At 63.0% G+C, this 21,193-nt stretch carries 18 protein-coding genes and 1 pseudogene; 3 read left to right on the top strand and 16 right to left on the bottom strand.

What is annotated here, in order from left to right; all coding sequences use genetic code 11:
* Positions 1-96 precede the first annotated feature (96 nt).
* Positions 97-288 (top strand): hypothetical protein, encoded by a 192-nt coding sequence (locus J5I97_RS11550; protein WP_208586655.1) that lies wholly within the window; start codon positions 97-99, stop codon positions 286-288.
* Between the two features lie 83 nt (positions 289-371).
* Here J5I97_RS11550 and bamA read toward each other — a convergent pair whose 3' ends face one another.
* The 16 genes and pseudogenes from bamA to J5I97_RS11470 all read right to left on the bottom strand — a co-directional run bounded on the left by bamA (position 372) and on the right by J5I97_RS11470 (position 17,471).
* Entirely contained in the window at positions 372-2,738 is a 2,367-nt protein-coding gene (gene bamA / locus J5I97_RS11545; protein ID WP_208586653.1) for an outer membrane protein assembly factor BamA, read from the bottom strand.
* An 83-nt stretch (positions 2,739-2,821) separates the two neighbouring features.
* Positions 2,822-4,165 carry an RIP metalloprotease RseP gene (gene rseP / locus J5I97_RS11540; RefSeq protein ID WP_208586651.1) on the bottom strand — a complete coding sequence of 448 codons (1,344 nt, stop codon included), beginning with the start codon at positions 4,163-4,165 and terminating at the stop codon, positions 2,822-2,824.
* A 26-nt stretch (positions 4,166-4,191) separates the two neighbouring features.
* Positions 4,192-5,382, bottom strand: coding sequence for a 1-deoxy-D-xylulose-5-phosphate reductoisomerase (locus tag J5I97_RS11535; protein WP_208586649.1), 1,191 nt, complete (start codon positions 5,380-5,382; stop codon positions 4,192-4,194).
* Positions 5,383-5,384: 2 nt separating this feature from the next.
* Positions 5,385-6,206 carry a phosphatidate cytidylyltransferase gene (locus J5I97_RS11530; RefSeq protein WP_208586647.1) on the bottom strand — a complete coding sequence of 274 codons (822 nt, stop codon included), beginning with the start codon at positions 6,204-6,206 and terminating at the stop codon, positions 5,385-5,387.
* Positions 6,203-6,964, bottom strand: coding sequence for a polyprenyl diphosphate synthase (gene uppS, locus J5I97_RS11525; protein WP_208586645.1), 762 nt, complete (start codon positions 6,962-6,964; stop codon positions 6,203-6,205). The genes J5I97_RS11530 and uppS overlap by 4 nt, the downstream gene beginning before the upstream one ends.
* Positions 6,965-6,981: 17 nt before the next feature.
* On the bottom strand, positions 6,982-7,539 hold the full coding sequence (gene frr, locus J5I97_RS11520) for a ribosome recycling factor (protein WP_208586643.1): 558 nt from the start codon (positions 7,537-7,539) through the stop codon (positions 6,982-6,984).
* 348 nt (positions 7,540-7,887) lie between these two features.
* Positions 7,888-8,610 (bottom strand): UMP kinase, encoded by a 723-nt coding sequence (pyrH, locus tag J5I97_RS11515; protein ID WP_208586642.1) that lies wholly within the window; start codon positions 8,608-8,610, stop codon positions 7,888-7,890.
* Between the two features lie 234 nt (positions 8,611-8,844).
* Positions 8,845-9,209 (bottom strand): annotated as a pseudogene (locus J5I97_RS19995) (GGDEF domain-containing protein).
* 303 nt (positions 9,210-9,512) lie between these two features.
* The gene (tsf, locus tag J5I97_RS11505; protein WP_208586640.1) at positions 9,513-10,391 is read right to left on the bottom strand and encodes a translation elongation factor Ts; all 879 of its coding nucleotides are present in this window, start codon (positions 10,389-10,391) and stop codon (positions 9,513-9,515) included.
* 170 nt (positions 10,392-10,561) lie between these two features.
* On the bottom strand, positions 10,562-11,380 hold the full coding sequence (gene rpsB, locus J5I97_RS11500; protein ID WP_208586638.1) for a 30S ribosomal protein S2: 819 nt from the start codon (positions 11,378-11,380) through the stop codon (positions 10,562-10,564).
* A gap of 291 nt (positions 11,381-11,671) precedes the next feature.
* On the bottom strand, positions 11,672-12,394 hold the full coding sequence (locus tag J5I97_RS11495; RefSeq protein ID WP_208586636.1) for a fimbrial biogenesis chaperone: 723 nt from the start codon (positions 12,392-12,394) through the stop codon (positions 11,672-11,674).
* Positions 12,395-12,396: 2 nt separating this feature from the next.
* The gene (locus tag J5I97_RS11490) at positions 12,397-12,723 is read right to left on the bottom strand and encodes a hypothetical protein (protein ID WP_208586634.1); all 327 of its coding nucleotides are present in this window, start codon (positions 12,721-12,723) and stop codon (positions 12,397-12,399) included.
* Between the two features lie 48 nt (positions 12,724-12,771).
* Positions 12,772-13,806 (bottom strand): Csu type fimbrial protein, encoded by a 1,035-nt coding sequence (locus tag J5I97_RS11485; protein ID WP_208586632.1) that lies wholly within the window; start codon positions 13,804-13,806, stop codon positions 12,772-12,774.
* On the bottom strand, positions 13,803-16,151 hold the full coding sequence (locus tag J5I97_RS11480; protein ID WP_208586631.1) for a fimbria/pilus outer membrane usher protein: 2,349 nt from the start codon (positions 16,149-16,151) through the stop codon (positions 13,803-13,805). The genes J5I97_RS11485 and J5I97_RS11480 overlap by 4 nt, the downstream gene beginning before the upstream one ends.
* A gap of 16 nt (positions 16,152-16,167) precedes the next feature.
* On the bottom strand, positions 16,168-16,938 hold the full coding sequence (locus tag J5I97_RS11475) for a fimbrial biogenesis chaperone (protein ID WP_208586630.1): 771 nt from the start codon (positions 16,936-16,938) through the stop codon (positions 16,168-16,170).
* An 8-nt stretch (positions 16,939-16,946) separates the two neighbouring features.
* On the bottom strand, positions 16,947-17,471 hold the full coding sequence (locus J5I97_RS11470; RefSeq protein WP_208586628.1) for a Csu type fimbrial protein: 525 nt from the start codon (positions 17,469-17,471) through the stop codon (positions 16,947-16,949).
* 320 nt (positions 17,472-17,791) lie between these two features.
* On the opposite strand from J5I97_RS11470, the gene map reads away from it, so the two are divergent.
* Together map and J5I97_RS11460 are read left to right on the top strand one after the other, a co-directional pair.
* Positions 17,792-18,568: a type I methionyl aminopeptidase gene (map, locus tag J5I97_RS11465; protein WP_208586627.1), complete on the top strand. Its 777-nt coding sequence runs from the start codon at positions 17,792-17,794 to the stop codon at positions 18,566-18,568.
* Complete coding sequence (locus J5I97_RS11460) at positions 18,565-21,174, top strand: [protein-PII] uridylyltransferase (protein WP_208586626.1); 2,610 nt, start codon at positions 18,565-18,567, stop codon at positions 21,172-21,174. Before map ends, J5I97_RS11460 begins: the two co-directional genes overlap by 4 nt.
* The last annotated feature ends 19 nt before the right edge of the window (positions 21,175-21,193 follow it).

Below are 21,193 nucleotides of genomic sequence, written 5' to 3'. Positions count from 1 at the left end.
GGTTTTACGAAAAAAAAACGTTGCCAAAGTTGTGCCAAACAGTCAGGCGTATTTCTGTCTGGGCCGCAACTGTGCGGCGAACCCAGGAAGAACCATATGAAAACTGTCATCTCCATTTTCGGTAGCCTGATCCTGCTGGGCGCGGTCACCAGTGCCTCGGCCGATGACTTCGCAGATCAGCGTGCCCAGGCACAAAGCTTCTGGGATCAGCAGGTCCAGTGCGTCGACAGCTCCAATTGGAGCGCCACCGCTAGCTGCCTGGGCACCGTTTGGAGTAACTACTTCTAAGCCCGGTTTTCAGCCAGGAAGCAGCTCAAACAAACAATGGCGGCCCGAGCATTCGGGCCGCCATTGTTTTGCCTGCGTCTCTTTTAGAACTGGCCGCCGAAAGTGAACTGCAGACGTTCGATTTCGTCGTTGTCTTCCTTTTTCAGCGGGAACGCGTAGCTGATCGAGATGGGGCCGACCGGTGCGCGCCACAACAATGCCACGCCGGTGGAGGCGCGCAATTCGTTGGCCTTGAAGTTGTCCACGCCGCTGTACACGTTACCGAAGTCGAAGAACGCCGATACGCGCGCCGACGGGCTATCGAACAGTTTCGGGAAATACATTTCCACCGAACCGACGGTCTTGAACGAGCCACCCAGCGGCTGGCCGCGCGTGTAGTTCACCGTCCGTTCCGAGCGTGGCCCCAGCGTGTTGTCTTCGAAGCCGCGTACCGAGTTGGTGCCGCCGGCGTAGAAGTTCTCGTAGAACGGCAGGCCGGTGGCATTAACCGTGCGGGTCGATCCATCCGGATTGGTCAACACGCGCGAGCTGTCGTTGCCGTAGCTGTCGCCGTAGCCCAGCTCGAAGCGCGTGTTCAACACGATCGCCGGCATGATGCGCCAGTACTTGGATATCTGATAGTTGAGCTTGTAGTACTCGACCGTGGAGCCTGGCAGGGTGGTTTCCAGGCCGACACGCTGGTACATGCCGCGAGTGGGCATGAAAAACTCATCGCGGGTATCGCGCGCCCAGCCCAACTCGGTCCGCCAGGCATGGAAGGTACGCGTACCGACCGCATCGATGTAATCGATGATCGCCTGCGGCGTCTGGCCGGCGAACGTATTGATCTGGTTGCTGTCCACGCCGACCATCGCCGACACGGTGTCGTTCTCGGTAATCGGCACGCCGAACAACACCTGCGCCGAACCATTCTTGCTGTTGTACTGCGCGGTGTTGAAGTCCGAGTAGTCCAACGCACGCCAGGACAGGTTGTAGCCCAGCGATACGCCGTCGTCGGTAAAGAACGGGTTGGTGTAGGAAAACGCGTAACGCTGCTGATAGCTGCTGCGCGAGGCTTCCACCGCCACACGGTTGCCACCGCCCAGGAAGTTGTTCTGCGACAACTGCACCGAGGTGGTCACACCGAAGCTCTGCGAGTAACCCAGGCCGAACACGAAGCTGCCAGAGGTGGTTTCTTTGACGTTGTAGACCACGTCGACCTGGTCGTTGCTGCCCGGCACCGCTGGGGTTTCTACGTCTACGCTCTCGAAGTAGCCTAGACGCTGCAGACGGATCTTGGAACGATCAATCGCGGCCTGCGAGTACCAGGTGTTTTCGAACTGGCGCATTTCGCGGCGCAAGACCTCGTCGGAAGTGCGGCTGTTGCCCTTGTAGAGGATGCGGCGCACGGTCACGCGCGGGCCCGGCACTACTTGCAGATTCACCGCAACCGTGCGGTCTTCGCGGTTCGGGGTCGGGATCGGATTGACCTTGGCGAACGCGTAACCGACGTTGCTCAGCGTGTTGGTGATCGCATCGGAGCTGTATTGCAGCAGCGCACGCGAGAAGATGTCGCCCGCCTTGGGGGTGACCAGACGCTCGATGTCGGCCTGCGGCAGCACGGTGTCGCCGGTGACCTTGATCTCGGAAATCTTGTACTGCTCGCCCTCGGTGACGCCAGCGCTGACGAACATGTCGCGCTTGTCGGGGCTGATCGACACCTGGGTTGAGTCGATGCTGAAGTCCACGTAGCCGCGGTCCAGATACCAGGAGTTGAGCTTTTCCAGATCGCCGGACATCTTCTCCTTGGAGTACTGATCGTCGCGGCGATACCACGAGGCCCAGTTGTGCTCTTTGGATTCCCAGTTCTCCAGGATGTCCTCGTTGGCGAATTTCTCGGTACCGATCAGGTTGACGTGGCGAATCTTGGCCGCCTTGCCTTCCTTGATCGCGATGGCCACATCGACGCGGTTGCGGTCCAGCGGGCTCACCGTGGGGGTGATCTCGACGTTGTACTTGCCGCGGTTGTTGTACTGACGGGTTAGTTCCTGGGTCACGCGGTCCAGGCTCAGGCGATCGAAGGTGCCGCCTTCGGTCAGGCCGATGTCGCCCAGGCCCTTGAGCAGCTCTTCTGACTTGATGTCCTTGTTGCCGGTCACTGTGAGCTTGTTGATCGCCGGGCGCTCCTTGACCGTGATCACCAGGATGTTGCCCTGGCGATCCAGCTGCACGTCCTCGAAGAAGCCGGTGCGGTACAGCGCACGGATCGAGTCGGCAACCTTGCCATCGTCCACGGTGTCGCCGCGGTTCACCGGCAAATAGGTGAACACGGTTCCAGAAGCAATGCGCTGCAGGCCGTCGACGCGGATGTCGCTGGCAACGAACGGCTCGGCGGCCAGGGCAACGGCTGACAGGCTGAGGCCGGCAGCAAGAGCGAGGGCAAGCAGGCTGCGAGTGGGAAGACGCGTCATGTCACATCCGGTTGGAGTCGATTTCGGGTGTTGCTGGATGCCGACGTATGACGACGACAACAGGCGGAAAGAGTGGAGCAGCTTCATCGTGGAACCAGGCCGAGGATATCGTTGTAGAACGCCAGTCCCATCAGCCCGGCCAGAACCGCCAGACCAACATATTGTCCGGCAATCATGGCCCGTTCGCTGATCGGGCTGCCCTTGACCAACTCAATAAGGTAATACAGCAGGTGCCCACCGTCCAAGATTGGGATGGGCATCAGGTTGATGATTGCCAGGCTAAGCGACAGCGATCCAAGGAAGTACAGGAACCAGTCGAGCCCGCGTTCGGCCGAGGCATTGGCGGCGCGCGCGATCGTGACCGGACCGGAGATGTTCTTTACCGAGGCCTGGCCAGTCAGCATGCGCTTCATCATGCCGAGCGAATCGACCGTCATTCTGCCGGTTTCGCGGATCGCCGCAGGCACCGCAGCCAAGACGCCGTACTGCTGACGGCTGTCGTACTCCGGCACCGGCGCAGCGGCCGGGCGGATGCCCAGCATCCATTGGCCTTGCGGCGATCTGCGCGGGGCGATTTCCAGCGCCAGGCGGTCCTCGCCTCGCGCCACTTCGATCATGCCGGGGCCGCCATGCTTGCCCAGCGCCTGCACCTGGGGAATGATGTCCTCGGCCGAGCGGATCGGCTTGCCATCGATGGCGACGATGCGGTCGCCCGGCTTGAGCAGGCCATTGGCCACCGAGCCGGGCAGCACGTCGGCGATCACCGGCGGCTGCAGCATGAACTGCCAGCCGATACCGCCCAGCGAGGCGACGCTGCGCTCGTCGAAGCCAGCCGGCAACTGCGATAGGCGCAAGGTGTGCTCGCTGCTGCCGGCGTCGGAGGCAGTCAAAACGCGGATGTCGCGCTTGTCCATCGCCGCAGTGGCCAGCTGCATGCTGGCATCGCTCCAGCTACTCACGCTGCGGCCATCGATGCGCACGATACGCTCGCCCGGGGTCAACCCGGCTTCAGCGGCCAGGCCATCGGCACGGCCCACGGTGGCCGAATAATCCTGCTTGCCGACCACGAACATCGCCCACAGCATCGCTATGCACAGCAACAGATTGGCGATCGGGCCAGCGATCACGATTGCTATGCGTTGCCACACGGTCTTGCGATTGAACGCCTGGTCCTGCTCGGCTGGATGCACATCGCCCTCGCGCTCGTCGAGCATCTTGACATAGCCGCCGAGCGGAATTGCGGCGATCACGAACTTGGTGCCGTGGCGATCGCGGCGCATCCACAACGGTTTGCCGAAGCCCACAGAAAAGCGCAGCACCTTGACGCCGCAGCGACGCGCGACCCAGAAGTGTCCGAATTCGTGGAAAGTCACCAATACACCCAGGCTGACGATCATCCACCAGACCGAACCGATGAAATCACCCATGGATGCAACTCGGTTGCGTGGATCGATCAGGCATGAAGGGCGTGGTGGGCGAGGGCGCGTTCAGTGATTTGCCGCGCTTGCGCGTCAGCAAAAAGTAGGGTTTCGAGGGTGTCGGCATTGTTTCGCGGAAGCGTTGTCAGCGTGTGTTCGACTAACGCATGGATCGCTAGAAAACCCACTTGGCCCTGAAGAAACGCTGAAACAGCTACTTCGTTGGCCGCGTTCAGGATAGCAGGCGCGGTTCCACCGGCCCGCAATGTGTCCCAGGCCAAGCGCAGACAGGGGAATGCGGCAGTGTCTGGAGCTTCGAAATCCAGCCGGCCCTGGCTCAACAGGTCCAGCCCGGCGACCCCGGATTCGACTCGCTCCGGCCATGCCAGACCGACCGCCAAGGTGGTGCGCATGTCCGGCAGGCCGAGCTGGGCAAGGGTGGAGCCGTCGACGAACTCGACCAGCGAATGCACCAGACTTTGCGGATGCACCAGCACATCGATCTGCGCGCCGGGAAGGCCAAACAGGTGATGCGCTTCGATGACTTCCAGACCTTTATTCATCAAGGTCGCCGAATCCACCGAAATCTTCGGGCCCATCGACCATTTGGGATGCGCGACGGCTTGTGCGGGCGTAACCGCCGCCAGTGCGGCGCGGTCCCAGCCACGGAACGGGCCGCCGGACGCGGTCAGGATCACCCGACGCACGCCGCCGCTTGCGTCGCAGGAGCGCAGACACTGAAAGATGGCGCTGTGCTCGCTGTCGATCGGAATGATTTCCGCGCCAGCGGCGGCTGCGGTGCGGGTCAGCAGCTCGCCGGCCAGCACCAACGATTCCTTGTTGGCCAGCAACAGCCGTTTGCCGGCGCGGGCAGCGGCCAGGGTGGAGGGTAGCCCGGTCGCGCCGACAATGGCAGCTACCACAGTGTCGCAGGCATCGCTGCCGGCCAGCGCGTCCAACGCTTCGGAACCGGCATGCGCCTGGGTCTCCAAGCCCCGCGCACGCAACCCATCGCGCAACGCCGGGTACAAGGAGTCGTCCGCGATCACCGCATGCGTCGGCCGATGCATGGCGCACAGCGCCAGCAGCTCATCGATCTTGCTGCCTGCCGACAACACGCTGGCGCGCAATCGCTCCGGGTGGCGCGCGATCACGTCCAGTGCCGACGCACCGATCGAGCCGGTCGCGCCGAACACGGCGACCTGACGGGGAGAGGAGCCAGCCATGCCTAGAACCCCAGAATTTCCTTGCCGAGTGCGAACACCGGCAGGGCGGCGAGCACGCCATCGATCCGATCCAGCACGCCGCCGTGGCCCGGAATCACCGTGCCCGAGTCCTTGGCGCCCGCCTGGCGCTTGAGCAGACTCTCGAACAGATCGCCCAGTACAGAGGCCAGCACCGCGACTGCGGAGACCAGCATCAGCTGCGGCACATGCTCCAGGGTCAGCCCGGCCAGCCAGCCGAATGCGCAGGCGACCGCGATACCGGCGAGCATCCCGCCGAGCAGGCCTTCGATGGTTTTGTTGGGGCTGATCCGCTGCGCCAGCTTGTGCTTGCCGAAGGCGCGACCGGCGAAGTATGCGGCTGAGTCGGCCGCCCATACCATGGTCAGCGCGGTCAGCAGCCACAGGTTGCCCTTGTCCGGATTGGCATGCAGCAGTACCAGTGCGGCCCATGCTGGCAGCAACGCCAACGTGCCTGCGGCCAGCTTGAGCGCGCGCGCCTGGCCGTTGCCGGCACCAAAGGTGAAAAAGCGCAGCCAAAGCAGTGCCACCAACCACCACGCCACGCCTATCAGCGCGGCAATCTCGAACAGCACCATGGAGCCGGCCGACGCCCACACCATCAGCACCATCAGCAGCAAATTGAGTACCAGCAGCACGGTGCGCGGCAGGCTGTCGTCGATGCCAGAGAGCTTGAGCCACTCCCACAGTCCGGTCAGGAACAGGATCGCCGCCAGCGCCGCCAGCCACTGCGTGGGCAACAGCACGATCGCGCAAATTGCGAGCGGCGCCATGATCAGCGCGGCAATCACGCGGGTCTTGGTCATGCGGAGGAGGTCTCCGTCGCCTTGTCGGCGATCTGGTCGCTGGTCAGGCCGAAGCGACGCTCGCGCCCGGCGTAGTCATCCAGCGCCTGCTGCAGCACGCCGGCATCGAAGTCCGGCCACAAGGTTTCGGTGAACCACAGCTCGGTGTAGGCGAGCTGCCAGAGCAGGAAATTGCTGATGCGGGTGTCGCCACCGCTTCGGATAAACAGATCCGGCGCCGGCAGATCGGCCAGTGCGACACGTCTGGAAAGCAGGGCTTCGTTGATCTGTTGCGGCTGCAGGCGACCGGCGGCCACGTCCTCGGCCAGTGCGCGTGCGGCCATCGTAATGTCCTGGCGGCCGCCGTAGCTGGCGGCGATGCTCAGTATCAGGCGCGAATTGGCCGCGGTCATGCGTTCGGCACCGGCCATGCGGTCGCGCAATTGCGCCGCGAAGCGACTGCGGTCGCCGATAAAGCGCACTTGCACGCCACGTCGCTGCAGTTCTTCGACCTCGCGGTCGAGCGCATGCAGAAACAGCTTCATCAGCGCGTCGATTTCGTCCTGCGGGCGGCCCCAGTTTTCACTGGAGAACGCGAACAGCGTCAGTGCCGAGACGCCTTTTTCCAGGCAGAAATCGATGGTGCGATTGACCGCCCGCGCGCCCGCGCGATGACCGATCACGCGGGGACGCCGCCGAAGCTGCGCCCAACGCCCATTGCCATCCATGATGATGGCGATGTGGCGCGGCACAGCGGTGGCGGAAGGTGCTGGATGCATGGCAGAAGATGCCACGATCAGACCGTCATCAATTCCTGTTCCTTGTCCTTGACGACCTCATCCACGTCTTTGATGGCCTTATCGGTCAGCTTCTGGATCTCGTCTTCCGAGCTGCGTGCCTCGTCTTCGGTGACCTTCTTGTCCTTGAGCAGATCCTTGACCTGCTGGTTGGCATCGCGACGGATATTGCGGATGGCCACCTTGCTGTCTTCGCCTTCGCCATGCACGACCTTGCTGAGCTCCTTGCGGCGCTCCTCGGTCAACGGCGGAAGGTTCAGACGGATCACGGTGCCTACCACGGTTGGGGTCAGGCCTAGATCCGAGGCGTAAATCGCTTTCTCGACGTCCTTGATCATGCTCTTGTCGAACAGGCCGATCACCAGCGAGCGTCCTTCGGACACGCTGATGCTGGCAACCTGATTGAGCGGAGTGTCGGTGCCATATGCCTTGACCTTGATGCCGTCCAGCAACGCCGGCGAGGCGCGCCCGGTACGCACGGTGGTCAGTGAATGACGTAGAGCATCGATGCTCTTGGTCATGCGCGTCTGCGCGTCTTTTTTGATCTGGTTGAGCATCGCCGAAATCCGTGTGGAGCTAAGTGCGGGGATTATAGCCGGGACTGAGGTTTCCCGACTCGCAGGCCGTCAGGGTCCTGCGCAGCCGGTTCAATTGTGGCGCCGCGCTTCACACCCGGTGCCGCTGTCAGTTAGGCAAGCTCTGAACAACGCTCCCATGAGCTTCAAATCAACAACTGAGGCAATCGCCGCTCTGCGTAATTGCTTGATTTTCAGCGTGGACGATCGTCGCATTTGAGCAAAGTTCTAAGCTCGCTTGCCACGTCGTGAGTTGTTCAAAGGTTCTTTGGGTTTCAGCGCAGTCCCTGGGGCTGCGCTTTTGTGATTCCCCAATCCCGATTCCCGGCCTCAGCTGCGGCCCTGGACCAGGGTACCGATCTGTTCGCCATGCAAGATGCGCAGCAGCACGCCCGGCTCGCTCATGCCGAAGATGCGCAGCGGCAGGTCGCTGTCGCGCGCCAATGCGAATGCGGCCGTGTCCATCACTTCCAGGCCCTGCATGATGACCTGATCGTAGGTCAGTCTGTCGTAACGCACTGCATCGGTGTGCTTCTTCGGGTCCTTGTCGTACACGCCGTCGACCTTGGTTGCCTTGAGCAGCAGGTCGGCGCCGATCTCGATCGCGCGCAGGGCGGCGCCCGAGTCGGTGGTGAAGAATGGGTTGCCTGTGCCGGCGGCGAAGATCGCGATGCGGCCCTTTTCCAGATGACGGATCGCACGACGACGGATGAAGTCTTCGCAGACGTCGTTGATCTTGATCGCGCTCATCACGCGCACTTTGGCTCCGAGCTTTTCCAGCGCGTCCTGCATCGCCAGCGCGTTGATCACCGTAGCCAGCATGCCCATGTGGTCGCCGGTGACGCGGTCCATGCCGCTGGCGGCCAGGCCGGCGCCGCGGAAGATGTTGCCGCCGCCGATCACCAAAGCGACCTGTGCGCCGGCTTGCTGCGCTTCGATCACTTCCTGGGCGAGGCGATTGATGACTTTGGGATCGATGCCGTAATCCCCGTCTCCCATCAGCGCCTCCCCGGAAAGTTTGAGAAGAATGCGGCGATAGGGAAGTTCAGACATAGGGGAAACCTCGGGGTAGGGGATCGGCAAATGCCGGTAATTCTATCGGAAGCTTGTCATCGGACGTGGTAAAAATTCCTTCGTCGGCAGCGGCGTGACGTGTTGCTCAGTGCGCGCGCGGGGTGGGCGGTGTCGGTATATCGGTCGCATCGTAGGGCGGTGACACGGTTGTGGCCGCGACGCTTGGAGCGACACAGCGTGCTGTCGACCGCATGCAACAGATCCTCGATGCTCTCAAACTGGCGGTCCGGGCAGGATGCGCTCGATCACCATCAACGCCGCTTCGGCTGCGGTGTTGACCAGGATCACCAGGAAGTCTTGGCAGCCGTAGCGTGTCACCAGATCGCTGGTGCGCACCATGGGCTGCAGCGTCTGCGCAAAATTGCGCACACCGCGTCGCCGACCGGATGGCCATGCGCATCGTTGACGCGTTTGAAGTCATCCAGGTCGATAAAGGCGATCGACAGCAGCCAACGACAGCAGCCAATTCTGCCGCGATGCCAGTTCGAACTCGTGCGCAAGCGCGGTGTGCCAAGCTGGTGCCGATTGAACACACCGGTCGATGCGTCGCGGTTGGCCTGTTCGGCCAGATGACGCATGCGGTTTCCCGATTCGTCGGCATGCCGGCGCGCTTCGGTCACTTCCTGCAATTGGCGCAGGCGATGCAGCATCGCCAGTTCACGTGCCTGCTCGAAGATCATCTGGATGTGCTCGGGTTGTGGCACGCGGATGTCGAACAAGGCTTCCAGTTCGGGCAGCGATTCGGCGATGCGTTCGATCACCTTTTTCGAAACGTTCGGCGTCCAGCTCCAGCACGACCTGCGCTATCTGGCTACAGTGCGATGCGCACAACGAAAAAAGCCGCGGCGAGCCGCGGCTTTTTTCGTCATCGCCTGAAAAAATCAGGCCAGTCCGGCCTGCTTCATCACTTCGGCGGCGTAGTCTTCCACCACCTTCTCGATGCCTTCGCCAACGGCCAGGCGCTGGAAAAAGACCACCTCGGCACCTGCCGCTTTGACGGCCTGCCCGACGGTCTGGTCGGTGTTGAGCACATACGGCTGACCGTAAAGCGTCACTTCGTTGACGATCTTGCTGATCTTGCCGCTGATGATCTTTTCCAGAATCTCGGTCGGCTTGGACTTGTCCTTCTCGGACATCTTGGCCAGTTCGATTTCCTTTTCCTTGGCAACGAACTCGGCCGGAACGTCGGAGGCCTTGATGTGCGGCGGATTCATCGCAGCGATGTGCATGGCGATGCCGCGCGCCAGCTCGATGTCGCCACCCTTCAGTTCGACCAGCACACCGATACGGCCGCCGTGCACGTAGGCAGCGACGTTGTTGGCGCTGTCGATACGCACCAAACGACGCACCTGCAGGTTCTCGCCGACCTTGGCGATGACCGCAGCGCGGCGCTCTTCTATAGTCTCGCCGCTGTCCAGCTTGATGCTCTTCAGCGCTTCGGCATCGGTTGCGTCCGAGTTCAGCGCAGCGCTGGCCACGGTCACGGTGAAGGCCAGGAAATTCTCGTCCTTGGCAACAAAGTCGGTCTCGGAGTTGACTTCGACCAGCACTGCCTTGCCGCCGATCTGTGCGGTGGCGATGCGACCTTCGGCGGCCACACGGTCGGCCTTCTTGTCAGCCTTGGCCAGACCCGACTTGCGCAGCCATTCGGCAGCGGCGTCGATGTCGCCTGCGTTTTCGAGGAGTGCCTTCTTGCACTCCATCATGCCGGCGCCGGTGCGCTCGCGCAGTTCCTTGACCAGGGAAGCAGTGATTTCCATGGAATAACCTCATATAAACGAATGCGTGCGGCGGAGTGATCCGCCAGTAGGAGACGGTGCAGACATGCTGGCCGCCCCCGTAGATGTCTTCGGTGGCCTCAACCAAGGGCCGCGATGGACCCGTCGAGGCTGCGGCCGCCCAGCATGGTGCGGCCGCATTGCATGCCGATTTACTCGGCAGTGGGGGCAGCGGCAGCCGAAGCGTCTGACTTCTTCTCGGCCTTCTTGGCCGGGGCGCGACGGCCCTTGCCTTCGTCGGCGGATTCAGCCGAGAACTCTTCTTCGCGCACCGAAGCCGAGTTCGGCGCAGCAGCCTTGCCTTCCAGCACCGCGTCGGCAGCGGCGCGTGCGTACAGCTGCACGGCGCGGATGGCGTCGTCGTTACCCGGAATGGCATAGTCGACCAGGGTCGGATCGTAGTTGGTGTCGACTACAGCGATCACCGGGATGCCGAGCTTTTTGGCTTCCTTGATGGCGATGTCTTCATGGCCAATGTCGATCACGAAGATCGCGTCGGGCAGACGGTTCATGTCCTTAACGCCGCCGAGCGAGGCGTCCAGCTTCTCGCGCTCGCGGCGCAGGCCCAGCACTTCGTGCTTGACCAGCTTGTCGAAGGTGCCATCGGTCTCGGCCGACTCGAGTTCCTTCAGGCGGGCAACCGATTGCTTGACGGTACGGAAGTTGGTCAGCATGCCGCCCAACCAGCGCTGGGTCATGAACGGCATGCCGCAACGCTCGGCTTCTTCCTTGATGGACTCGCGAGCGCTGCGCTTGGTGCCCAGGAACAGCACGGTGCCGCGCTTCTGCGCGATCGAGGAGAGGTAGTTCATCGCGTCATTGAAGAGCGGAACGGTCTTCTCGAGGTTGATGATGTGGATATTGCCGCGCGCGCCGAAGATGTACGGCGCCATCTTGGGGTGCCAGTAACGGGCTCGGTGGCCGAAATGAACGCCGGCTTCCAGCATCTGACGCATAGTGACTTGGGGCATTGAAGTAACTCTTAATATATCGGAATCTGCGCTTGTCCCAGTGAGCATCCGCATACGGCGGGCCCTTACGAGGGGGGCAGGCGAACAATTCCAGGGTTGGGCTTCCCTGTCGCCTCCGTGTCGAACCCCATGCGGGGCACCCCGGCACGGATGGCGGCGGCAGGTGTGAATTCGTCGATGACGTTCGACGTTAACGACGCTATGCACGCGTATGAGGCATGCAAAACGACTTGGATAGTATAGCTGTCAAGGTAGGCCGGTGCAATCTGCGGTATTTCGCCCCGGCAGGAATCAGTCGGAGGCTTGCGGCTCCAACGCGAGTGTAGTTTCGACATCGCTATTGACGCGCGCCACAAACCGGCCGTTGCCTGCAGGAAGGTTGGCGGGCAGCGCCCACTGCCGGGTCTGGCCGGGCAGTACGTAGCCGGCCAGGTCGTCGCGGATGCTGCTGCGGGTGCCGTCGGCAGCGATATAGGCCAAGCCAGCCAAGCGCGCGTGGCTGAGCCCGGCGTTGTGGACGCGCAGGACGCGGTCGCTGCCCTGGCCCTGCCTGGAGAGCGTGGCCTGCAGTGCCGGGTGCCGCTCACCCGGCTGGCTCGGCAGCGCAAACAACGGTATGGAATAACGCAGCAGTTCGGTCTCCTCGCCGGTCGCGTGCTGGGTCACGACCAATCGGTAGTTGTCTTCGGCATGCGTCGGGCTGGGGCCGAGGCGGATTAACCGTAGCAACTGCCGGCCTTGCGACGGGATCTCGAAATTGGTCGGGCTGACGGTAGCGTCGGTGGCCGGTTCGAGCAGTTCGCGATCGCCGTCCTGACGCCAGCGATAGAGCTTGGCTTCGGCGCGCCATGGCAGCGCGGCCTGGTTGTGGAGCCAGACGGTCGCTTGGTCGCTGTCGGCAGGAATATACGCGGTGGTTGGCGCAATGGCGATCTCGGCGGCGGTAGCGGGGCCAGCGCCGGCCAGAGCCAGAACCAAAGCCAGCCAACCGCAAACAAGACGGGACGCGGCCATGCTTAAAACGCGACCGTGGTAAAGCGCACCCTGCCGGCGGGCGCAGGCCCGGAGAGTGCGCTGGCGTCTTGACCGGTGCCGGCGACCAAGGAGAGGGCGTTGCTAACCGCCGGCTGGGCGATCGTCATCGGCGTGCCTGTGGAGCAACTGGCGCGCGCTGGCGAGGTACGCAACTCGCAAGCGCTGAGCAGACGCAAGCCGATTTGCAGAGTGGAATTTTCCGGCCCGCGACTGGCAGCCGCGCTGGCCACGAACGTAGTGCAGACCAGGGCAACCGGAGTCAGGCGTTTCAGAAAAGTGACCAGTGTCATAAAGGCAATCGATTGCATTAGAGTCGTAGCAAATAGCGACGTCTCCGGAGCGAACTTTATTAACTGTCAGTAAGTGATGAATACGGTCACCGTGTCGTTGTAGGCCCCCGCGATGGGCAGCTGGGAAGCCGGCGCGCGACCATAGACCGTTACCGTCTGCGCAACGCCGTTGCCGGTGCCGGCCAGGGTGTCGACCCCGATCGTATTCCCCCAGCGACTGCTACGGCCACTGTTGCTGTAGAGCTCGTAAGTGATGTAGTTGGAACTAGTCGCGTGGCGCATTCGTCTGGCGCTGCCGTTGGCGTTGCTGCCATCGTCCAGGCCGATGTTCCATGCGGTGCGGTTGGTGCAGGCCAGGCTGATGGTAGCGGTGCGATCGATTGCGGTGGCGATGGTGCCGGCAATGCTGCCGAAGTCCAGATCGGTGGTGACGTAGGTATTGCAGCGCGCCGGCACATTGGCCGAGGCGGTGAACGGGAACGCGTTGCTGGCGGTCTTGGCGCCGCTGCCGCCGGCCGTGCAATTGGCCGGTAGCGATGGTGCGCCGATGATGCTCTCGTTGTAGGAGTAGCGCAGCACGGTGTCGGCACCGCCGAAACTGCTGGTGTGGTTGCCGACCGACAGGATTTGGTTGGCTGGAATGCGGCCGTATAGCGCGACACTGGCTGTCTGGGAGCCGCCAGTGATCACCGGAACTGCGTACGAAAGCGTCAGCGTGCGCGGCGAGGGCATTGTCGATCCAGTGGTTCCCCAGATCTGAGTGCGTGTCGCCTCGCTGTAGATCTGGAAATCCAGACTGTCGCTGGTGGAGTTGAGCATGCGGCGCGGAGCGTACAGTCCGTTGCTGGCGCTGCCTGGCCCAAGGTCCAGGCAAAGGCTCACTTGGGCGTATCCCAGCACACTGAGCGCGACGGTCGAACAAGACACGCTGAGCGTTGCCACCGCATCGGTCGTGCCATTGGCCGCTACATTGCCGAACGCCAACGGTGTGCCAAGCGTGACGCTGCAGCTGGTGTCTGCCCGCGCGGGCTGGCTGGGTACCAGCCACAACGCGGCGATCGTGACGCTCAACAACAGGCGCCAGAGCGCGTGCGCATTCATGGCGAAGGCTCGGCAATGCACTGCAGTGGTCCGATGCGTGGAATGCCGTTTGGGTTGGCGGGATAGGTGAACTGCGCGCTGCAGCGGCCATCGGGCAACTCGACAAAGATGCGGTTGTCGATCTGCAGATTGTCCAGATAGGTTTCGCCGTCGTAGCCGACCACCACGCGTTCGACATCGCCCTCGCGCTGCACCATGCTGCCGACCGGCAGGGGCGCGCCTTGCGCATCGTGCAGCACGATGACCGCGGCGCGCACTCGAGTGATGCCGAAGCGCACCGCCACGCCGGATTGCTGACGCGGCGTCACTGCGGTATCGACGCGATCCACGCGCAGATCTGCCGGCAGGTTCAAGGTGTCGATGGACAGCTGGTTGCGTTGCCACGATTGCAATGGCGTGACCAGCAGGGTGCCGCGCGCGTCGGTGACACCGATCAAGCGGTTTTCCAGCCGCACCGGGATACCGGCCTGACCGTCGGTGGATACCACCGCAAAGGCATCCTGAATATCGCGCGCTGCAAAGCCGCGACCGTTCATCCACACCAGGCTACCGCTTGCGCTGGCATAGCCGAAATTCGTGCCGCCCTGGTTGGCGGCGCCGATGTTGTAGCGGCCGACACGGTTCAACCAGCCAAGTTCGGCCAGCCCGCCGCCGGCATCGTCGGCTGCACGTCCCTGCAGCCGCCAACCGATACCGCCGAGGTCGCCATCGCCCGGCAGCGGCTGGCTGATGTCTGCCACAAATCCGGTGCGGTTGCCGTTGCGCTGCATCGATGCACTTGCCTGGCGCGACCCGCCAAATGTGGTCGAAAGCGACAGATACAGGCTGCGATCGCTGCGCAGGTCCAGGTTCTGATTGCCGGACAGGTTGGCGGCCCAGTTACGCCCGAAACCGCGCGACCAGAACACGCTGGCGTAGCGAGAGGTGTCGCCTTGCGGATAACTCAGCCGCACGTAACTGGTCCCCAGCGAGCCGATCGGCTCGACATTGACGCCGAACACCGCGCGGTCGCTGATGCGTGCCGGCAGGCTGCCTTGCAGCGCGCCAAGGTCGCGATAATCGCCGTGGGTGCGCTGAGTGCCGACGTTGAAATTGAAACGCCGGTTGTTCCAGGCATAGCCCAGCACGTACTGACCGCCGCGCAGATCTTCCATGCGGCTATGTGCATAGGCGAGGTTGAAAACGCCGCCCACGCCGAGCAACCAGATCCCGCCCGCACCGGTATTGACCACGCCGCCGCCGGCCTCGGCATGCGCTTCGATGGTGACGTCTTCGCGCAGGCCTTTGCGAAAGGTGGCGCTGGCCACCGCGCGCGATTCGTAGGAAAACGAGCGCACCCCGTAGTCGCGGCGCAGATGGCCCATGCCGGCCGACCATTCCGAAATGCCGCGCGCCAGCAACTGCGGCGTGCTGTAGAACGCAAAGTCCAGCCGGCGCACGCGGCCGAATGCATCGGTCACCACGATCTGCGCTTGACCGGTGCCACTGATGCCTGGTTGCGCGGCCAACTGGAACGGCCCGGCCGGCACTTGGCCGCTGTACTGGCGCAGGCCATCGACGTACAGCTCCACCGTGGAAGGCACTGCCGCTTCGCCCAGGAAGCTCGGCGTCGGCGTCAAAACCCGATACGGCTGTAAGGCGTAATTGCGGCCGATCTGCACGCCGCCCAAGCGGATCGAACGGCTCCAGTCGACAAAGCCGCTATAGAAATCGCCCACGGTGAGGCTGGTTGCGCTGTCTGGGAAATCCATCTCCCAGGCGCTGTCCAGGCGCACCGCTTCGCTACGCCAGCGCTCGTCCTGCGGGCGGTCGTAAGCCAGGAATACAGCGGTGGTGTCGACCATGCCGCGACCGATACCGAAGCCGCGCAATTCGGTGGCTAACGACACGCTGCTGGTACCTGTGTTGCGCGTGGCATAAAAGTCGTAATTGAGCAGGATGCCGGGCGATGCGGTGGCGCTGGGCGGGGCGACTTCTTCGGTTTTCAACACCGTGGTGGATAGCGACAGCTGCGCCAGCGGCACTTGCAACGCTAGCCGCTGTAACGCGGCGTCGTAACGCACTTCCACATCGGGCAGACGTTCCAGATCGACCAGCTCGCCAGCAGCGCGATCGGCCAGGATGAAGCCGAGTTTGCGTAGCGTTTCGACCGATCCATGCAGATGCCCGTCGACCAGTTCGAACGGCGCCAGACCGCGGTCTGCCTGATTCAAGGTGACGTCGAGATACAGCGTTTGTGACTGCGGCGTGTCGTCTTGCACGGTCTGATCGGGAAGTGGCGCCACATCGGCCAGATCGCCGGCAGCAGCGCTCCCCAGGCAAGTAGCAGTCGCGAGCAGCGTCATCGCCAGCCGGGCCGCATCACGGCGCTGTGGGCACTGCCAACAAAGTACGTTCGTCCGCCTCACCATTGATCCTTGCGATGATGGTGCCGCGGCCGAACTGCGCCAGCGGTGCACCCAATGACCAGCGCATGGTCTGACCGGGCAGCACATAGCCAACCAGGCCGTTCAATGCGGTTTTGGCCGTGCCATCGACTCGATGTTGCAGGTCGGCGATCTGGGCATGCCCGCTGCCCGTGTTGCTGATCTGGATCTGCGCATTGCCGTCGCTGCCGGCCACCACATGCGCGTTCAAGGTCGGCTCAGGATCGGCTTTGCCGGGTGGCAGCACGAAGATCGGCACCGAGTAGCGCAGCACGAATTGCATGCCTTTGCGATCGGCATCGGCGTTGGGAAGTTCGTCGACGATGATGCGGTAACAGACCTCCTGGCCGGTTGGCGCAGGTCCGGCGCGAATGACGCGAATCAGCTGGCGTTCGCCAGCGGCCAGGGTGCGCATCGGTGGGCTGACCAGCAGTTCCGGTGTGGGGGCGAGCTGGTCCCGTCCATCGCGCTGGGTCCAGCGATAGGCGCGAGTCTGCACCTGCACCGGCACGCCGCCGCTGTTGCTCAGCCACAGCCCGTCGGCGGACTGCTCTGCGTGCAAGGTCAGCGAGGTCGGTGCCAGTTGCAGGCTGGCCGCACGCGCCGAGGGAAGTGTCCAGCCGCTGCTCAGCGCCAGCGCCAAGGTCAGTCCAACCGGAACCGCCCACGCGGGCAGCCATAGCGGCAGGCGGTGGTGCATGGTCATGCGCGTGCTCAATAGACGATTGTGGCGGTGATCGTGTCTTGATAGCTACCGGTTGCGGCATTGTTGACCGATGGGTTGGTCACACGACCGTAGACCGGAAAGACCTGGTTGATGCCGGTGGCGGTGCGGCTCAGCGTATTGGTGCCGCTGGTGCTGCCCCATACCGTGCTGCGTGCCAGATCCTGGTAGAGCTGGTAGGCGATGAAGTTGCTGGTGGTGACTAGCGGGTCTGCGTTTTTCATGCGACGGGTGGTGACGTCGTTTGCGGTGCTGGCATTGCTACCTGCGCTAAGCGCGATGTTGTAGGGCGTCAGCGCGGTGCACTGCGCGGTCACGCTACCGTTGGCGTCGGCGTTGGCGGTCGAGGTCGAGAGCACCGAACCGAAGTCGACGTCCGTGGCGGACGCAGCGGTGATGGTGCAGGCCTTAGTGACGGCGATCTTGACGTTGAAGGTGGTGGTATCTGCCGCGGTCGCGACACTGATGGTCGAGAACAGGCTGAGGGACAGCAGGACGAGATGGGCAGTACGCATGGACATTTCCTTAGACCGGTCTGGTCATTGGTGATGCGACGGCTCGTCGCCCTCTCTGGAATGCATCAGCCATGCCAGAAGATAACGCCGAATTCACACGCTATGTAGCTGTTTACGCTGGTTCTTTTTTCAAAATTGCGACAATTTTCGGATGACCCCGTTAATGGAGATCTTGACGCTGCCCGCACTGCGTCACGCATGAATACGGGATGGCGCCGGTTTCCTGTTGCACCGTCTGCTTGCGCCGTCATCGCCCGTCACGCAAAAAAGCGGCTACGTGGGTCGTTCAGATTCAGCCCGAATCGGCGATAATCCTGACCATGAGCGTCAATCTGAAAACCAAAGAAGAAATCGAACTGATGCGCGTCGCCGGTCGTCTGGCCGCCGAGGTGCTCGACATCGTGGCCCCGCATGTTCAAGTGGGCGTGACCACGGCCGAGCTGGACCGCATCTGCCACGATCACATCGTCAACGTGCAGGGCGCCATTCCTGCCAACGTCGGCTACCGCGGCTTTCCCAAGAGCGTGTGTACCTCGGTCAATAACGTGATCTGTCACGGCATCCCGAGCGCAGCCAAGGTCTTGAAAGACGGCGACATCGTCAATATCGATGTCACTGTCATCAAGGACGGCTGGCATGGCGATACTAGCCGTATGTATTACGTGGGCACGCCCTCGGTAATGGCCAAGCGCTTGGTGGACACCACCTATGAAGCGATGTGGCGCGGCATCCGTGCGGTCGAGCCAGGCGCAACGCTGGGCGATGTAGGGCACGCGATCCAGAGGTTCGCCGAGGCCGAGCGCTTTAGCGTGGTGCGCGACTACTGCGGCCACGGCATCGGCAAGGTCTATCACGACGAGCCACAGGTGATGCATTACGGCCGTCCGGGCGAAGGTCTGGTGCTCAAGCCGGGCATGACCTTCACCATCGAGCCGATGATCAACGAAGGCACCTGTCACCATAAGACCCTGCCCGACGGCTGGACCGTGGTCACCAAGGATCGCAAGTTGTCCGCGCAGTGGGAGCACATGGTCGCAGTGACCGAACACGGCGTGGATGTGCTGACGCTGTCGCCGAACCCTCCCGCACCGGTATGACGGCCACGCCGGCGTGCGGAGCCGACCAGGGCGTCGCTGGCGACGCGGAATGGTCCGTGCAGGCCCGTCCGCTGCTGGTGCAAGCGGACACGCGGCTTTGCAAACGCTTCGATCAGGGCGAGCCGATCGAGCGACTGGTCGCGCTGCGCGCGCGTGCAGTCGATCAATTGATGCGTAATGCGTGGACACGTTGCATTCCGGCCGACAGCGGGTTGTCTTTGTACGCGGTCGGTGGCTATGGGCATGGCGAGTTATTTCCGCGCTCGGATGTAGATGTGCTGGTGTTGGGTGAGACCGTCGTGCAGCAGCAGCACGAGCAGGCCTTGGCGCGTTTGTTTGCGCTGTTGTGGGATGTGGGCCTGCCGATCAGCCATGCGGTTCGCTCACTGGCGCAGTGCACCGCCGCCGCCGTCGACCAGACCGTACTCACTGCGTTGATCGAATCGCGCCCGCTGGTTGCGGCAAACGACGCAAGCACTGCACTGGCGGCGGCGATCGCGCCGCAACGGGTGTGGCCGCCGCGCGAATTCTTCCAGACCAAGCGCGAAGAATTGCTGGCACGCCATCAGCGCTTCGGCGACACCGCTGACAACCTGGAGCCGGACATAAAGGAGGGCCCGGGCGGTCTGCGCGATCTGCAGACGTTAGGCTGGATGGCGTTGCGAGCCTTCGGCGTCAAGGATCTGGAGGCGCTGGTTGAGCTCGGACATGTCGGCTCCGACGAAGCGGCCGCGCTGCTGCGCGAGCGCGAGCAACTGGCGCGGCTGCGTTTTGGCCTGCACATCGTCGCCAACCGACCGGAAGAACGCCTGCGTTTCGATTACCAGAAGACTCTGGCCGAGCGGCTGGGCTTTGCCGACGCCCCGGAAAGCCTGGGCGTCGAAAAAATGATGCAGCGCTTTTATTGCAGCGCTGCATTGATCCGTCGCATCAGCGACCGGCTGCTACAGCGCTTCGAAGAACAATTCGATGGCGAGGCGGTGCCGGAGCCATTGAGTGAGGGTTTCAGCTTGCGCCGCGGCTATCTGGCTGCCGATGCGCACACGTGGCCGAATGGCGATGTCATGCAGGTGTTCGCCTTGTTCGCACAGTGGGCCGCACACCGCGACGTGCGTGGACTGCATTCGCTGACTGCGCGCGCGCTAGCCGAGGTGCTGCGCGAGTTGCCGGCCTACGATGTGGCCGATGCACCTGCACGCGACCAGTTCATGGCGTTGTTGCGCGGGCCACGCGCAGTGGAAACGCTCAATCGCATGGCGCGCTTGGGCGTGCTCGGCCAATGGATTCCGGCATTTGCCAGTGTCTCCGGGCGTATGCAGTTCGACCTGTTCCATGTCTACACGGTGGACCAGCACACGCTGATGGTGCTGCGGAACATCTCGCTGTTTGCCGCCGGCCGCGCCGACGAACGTTTTTCGATCACCCACGAAGTCTGGCCGCGTTTGCGCAAACCGGAATTGCTGCTGCTGGCCGGCCTGTTTCACGACATCGCCAAAGGCCGTGGCGGCGATCATTCCGAACTGGGTGCGGTGGATGCGCGCGGGTTCTGCCTGGCGCATCGGCTCAGCGACGCCGACACCGCGCTGGTGGCTTGGCTGGTGGAGCAGCATCTGCGCATGTCGGTAACTGCGCAAAAACAGGATATCTCCGACCCGGATGTGATCCATCGCTTCGCCACCTTGGTCGGCACGCGCGAACGGCTGGATCATCTGTATTTGCTGACCTGCGCCGATATCGCCGGTACCAGCCCCAAATTGTGGAACGCGTGGAAGGACCGGCTGCTGGCCGATCTGTACTTCGCCGCGCGCCGCGCGCTGCGCGAAGGCCTTGAACATCCACCGCCGCGCGAGGAACGCCTGCGCGAGGCACGCGAATCGGCGCGCGCGCTGATGCAGAATCAGGGATACGACGATGCCACCATCGATCGTCAATTCGCGGGCATGCCGGACGAAAACTTCCTGCGCTTCCGTCCCGAGCAACTGGCGTGGCAGGCGGTCTCGCTGATCAAAGTGCAGATCGGCCAGACCACGGTCAAGGCGCGCCGCGCGGTTCCGGACAACGACGCACTGGAAGTGTTCGTGTATTCGCTCGATCGCGACGGCTTGTTCTCCGCGATCGTGGCCACGCTCGACCGCAGGGGGTACGGCATCCACCGCGCCCGCGTACTGGACGCGCCGCATGATGCGATTCTCGACGTGTTCGAAGTGCTGCCGCAGGACAGCTCGGCCGATGGCGACCCGCAGCGTCTGGCCGCCGCGTTGCGTCAGGTGCTCGCCGGCGATCTGCAAAAGGTGCGTCCGTCGCGGCGTGCAGTGCCGCGTCAGTTACGGCATTTCCGTTTTGCGCCGCGCGTGGAATTCAGCGAAAGCGCCGACGGCCACCGTACCCGTATCAGCTTGGTTGCGCCCGATCGCCCCGGTCTGCTCGCTGACGTGGCGCATGTGCTGCGCATGCAACACCTGCGTGTGCACGACGCGCGCATTGCCACGTTTGGCGAGCGTGCGGAAGATCAGTTCCAGATCACCGACGAGCATGATCGCCCGTTGCCCGAATCCGCCCGGCAAGCCCTGCGCGATGCGCTGTGCGCCTGCCTCGACCCTACTTAACCTCGACCCTACCTATACG

This window comes from Xanthomonas fragariae, from assembly GCF_017603965.1.
GTDB lineage: Bacteria > Pseudomonadota > Gammaproteobacteria > Xanthomonadales > Xanthomonadaceae > Xanthomonas > Xanthomonas fragariae_A.
Note: the sequence above shows the minus strand (reverse complement) of the source record. Positions and strands in the feature narration are given on the sequence as shown.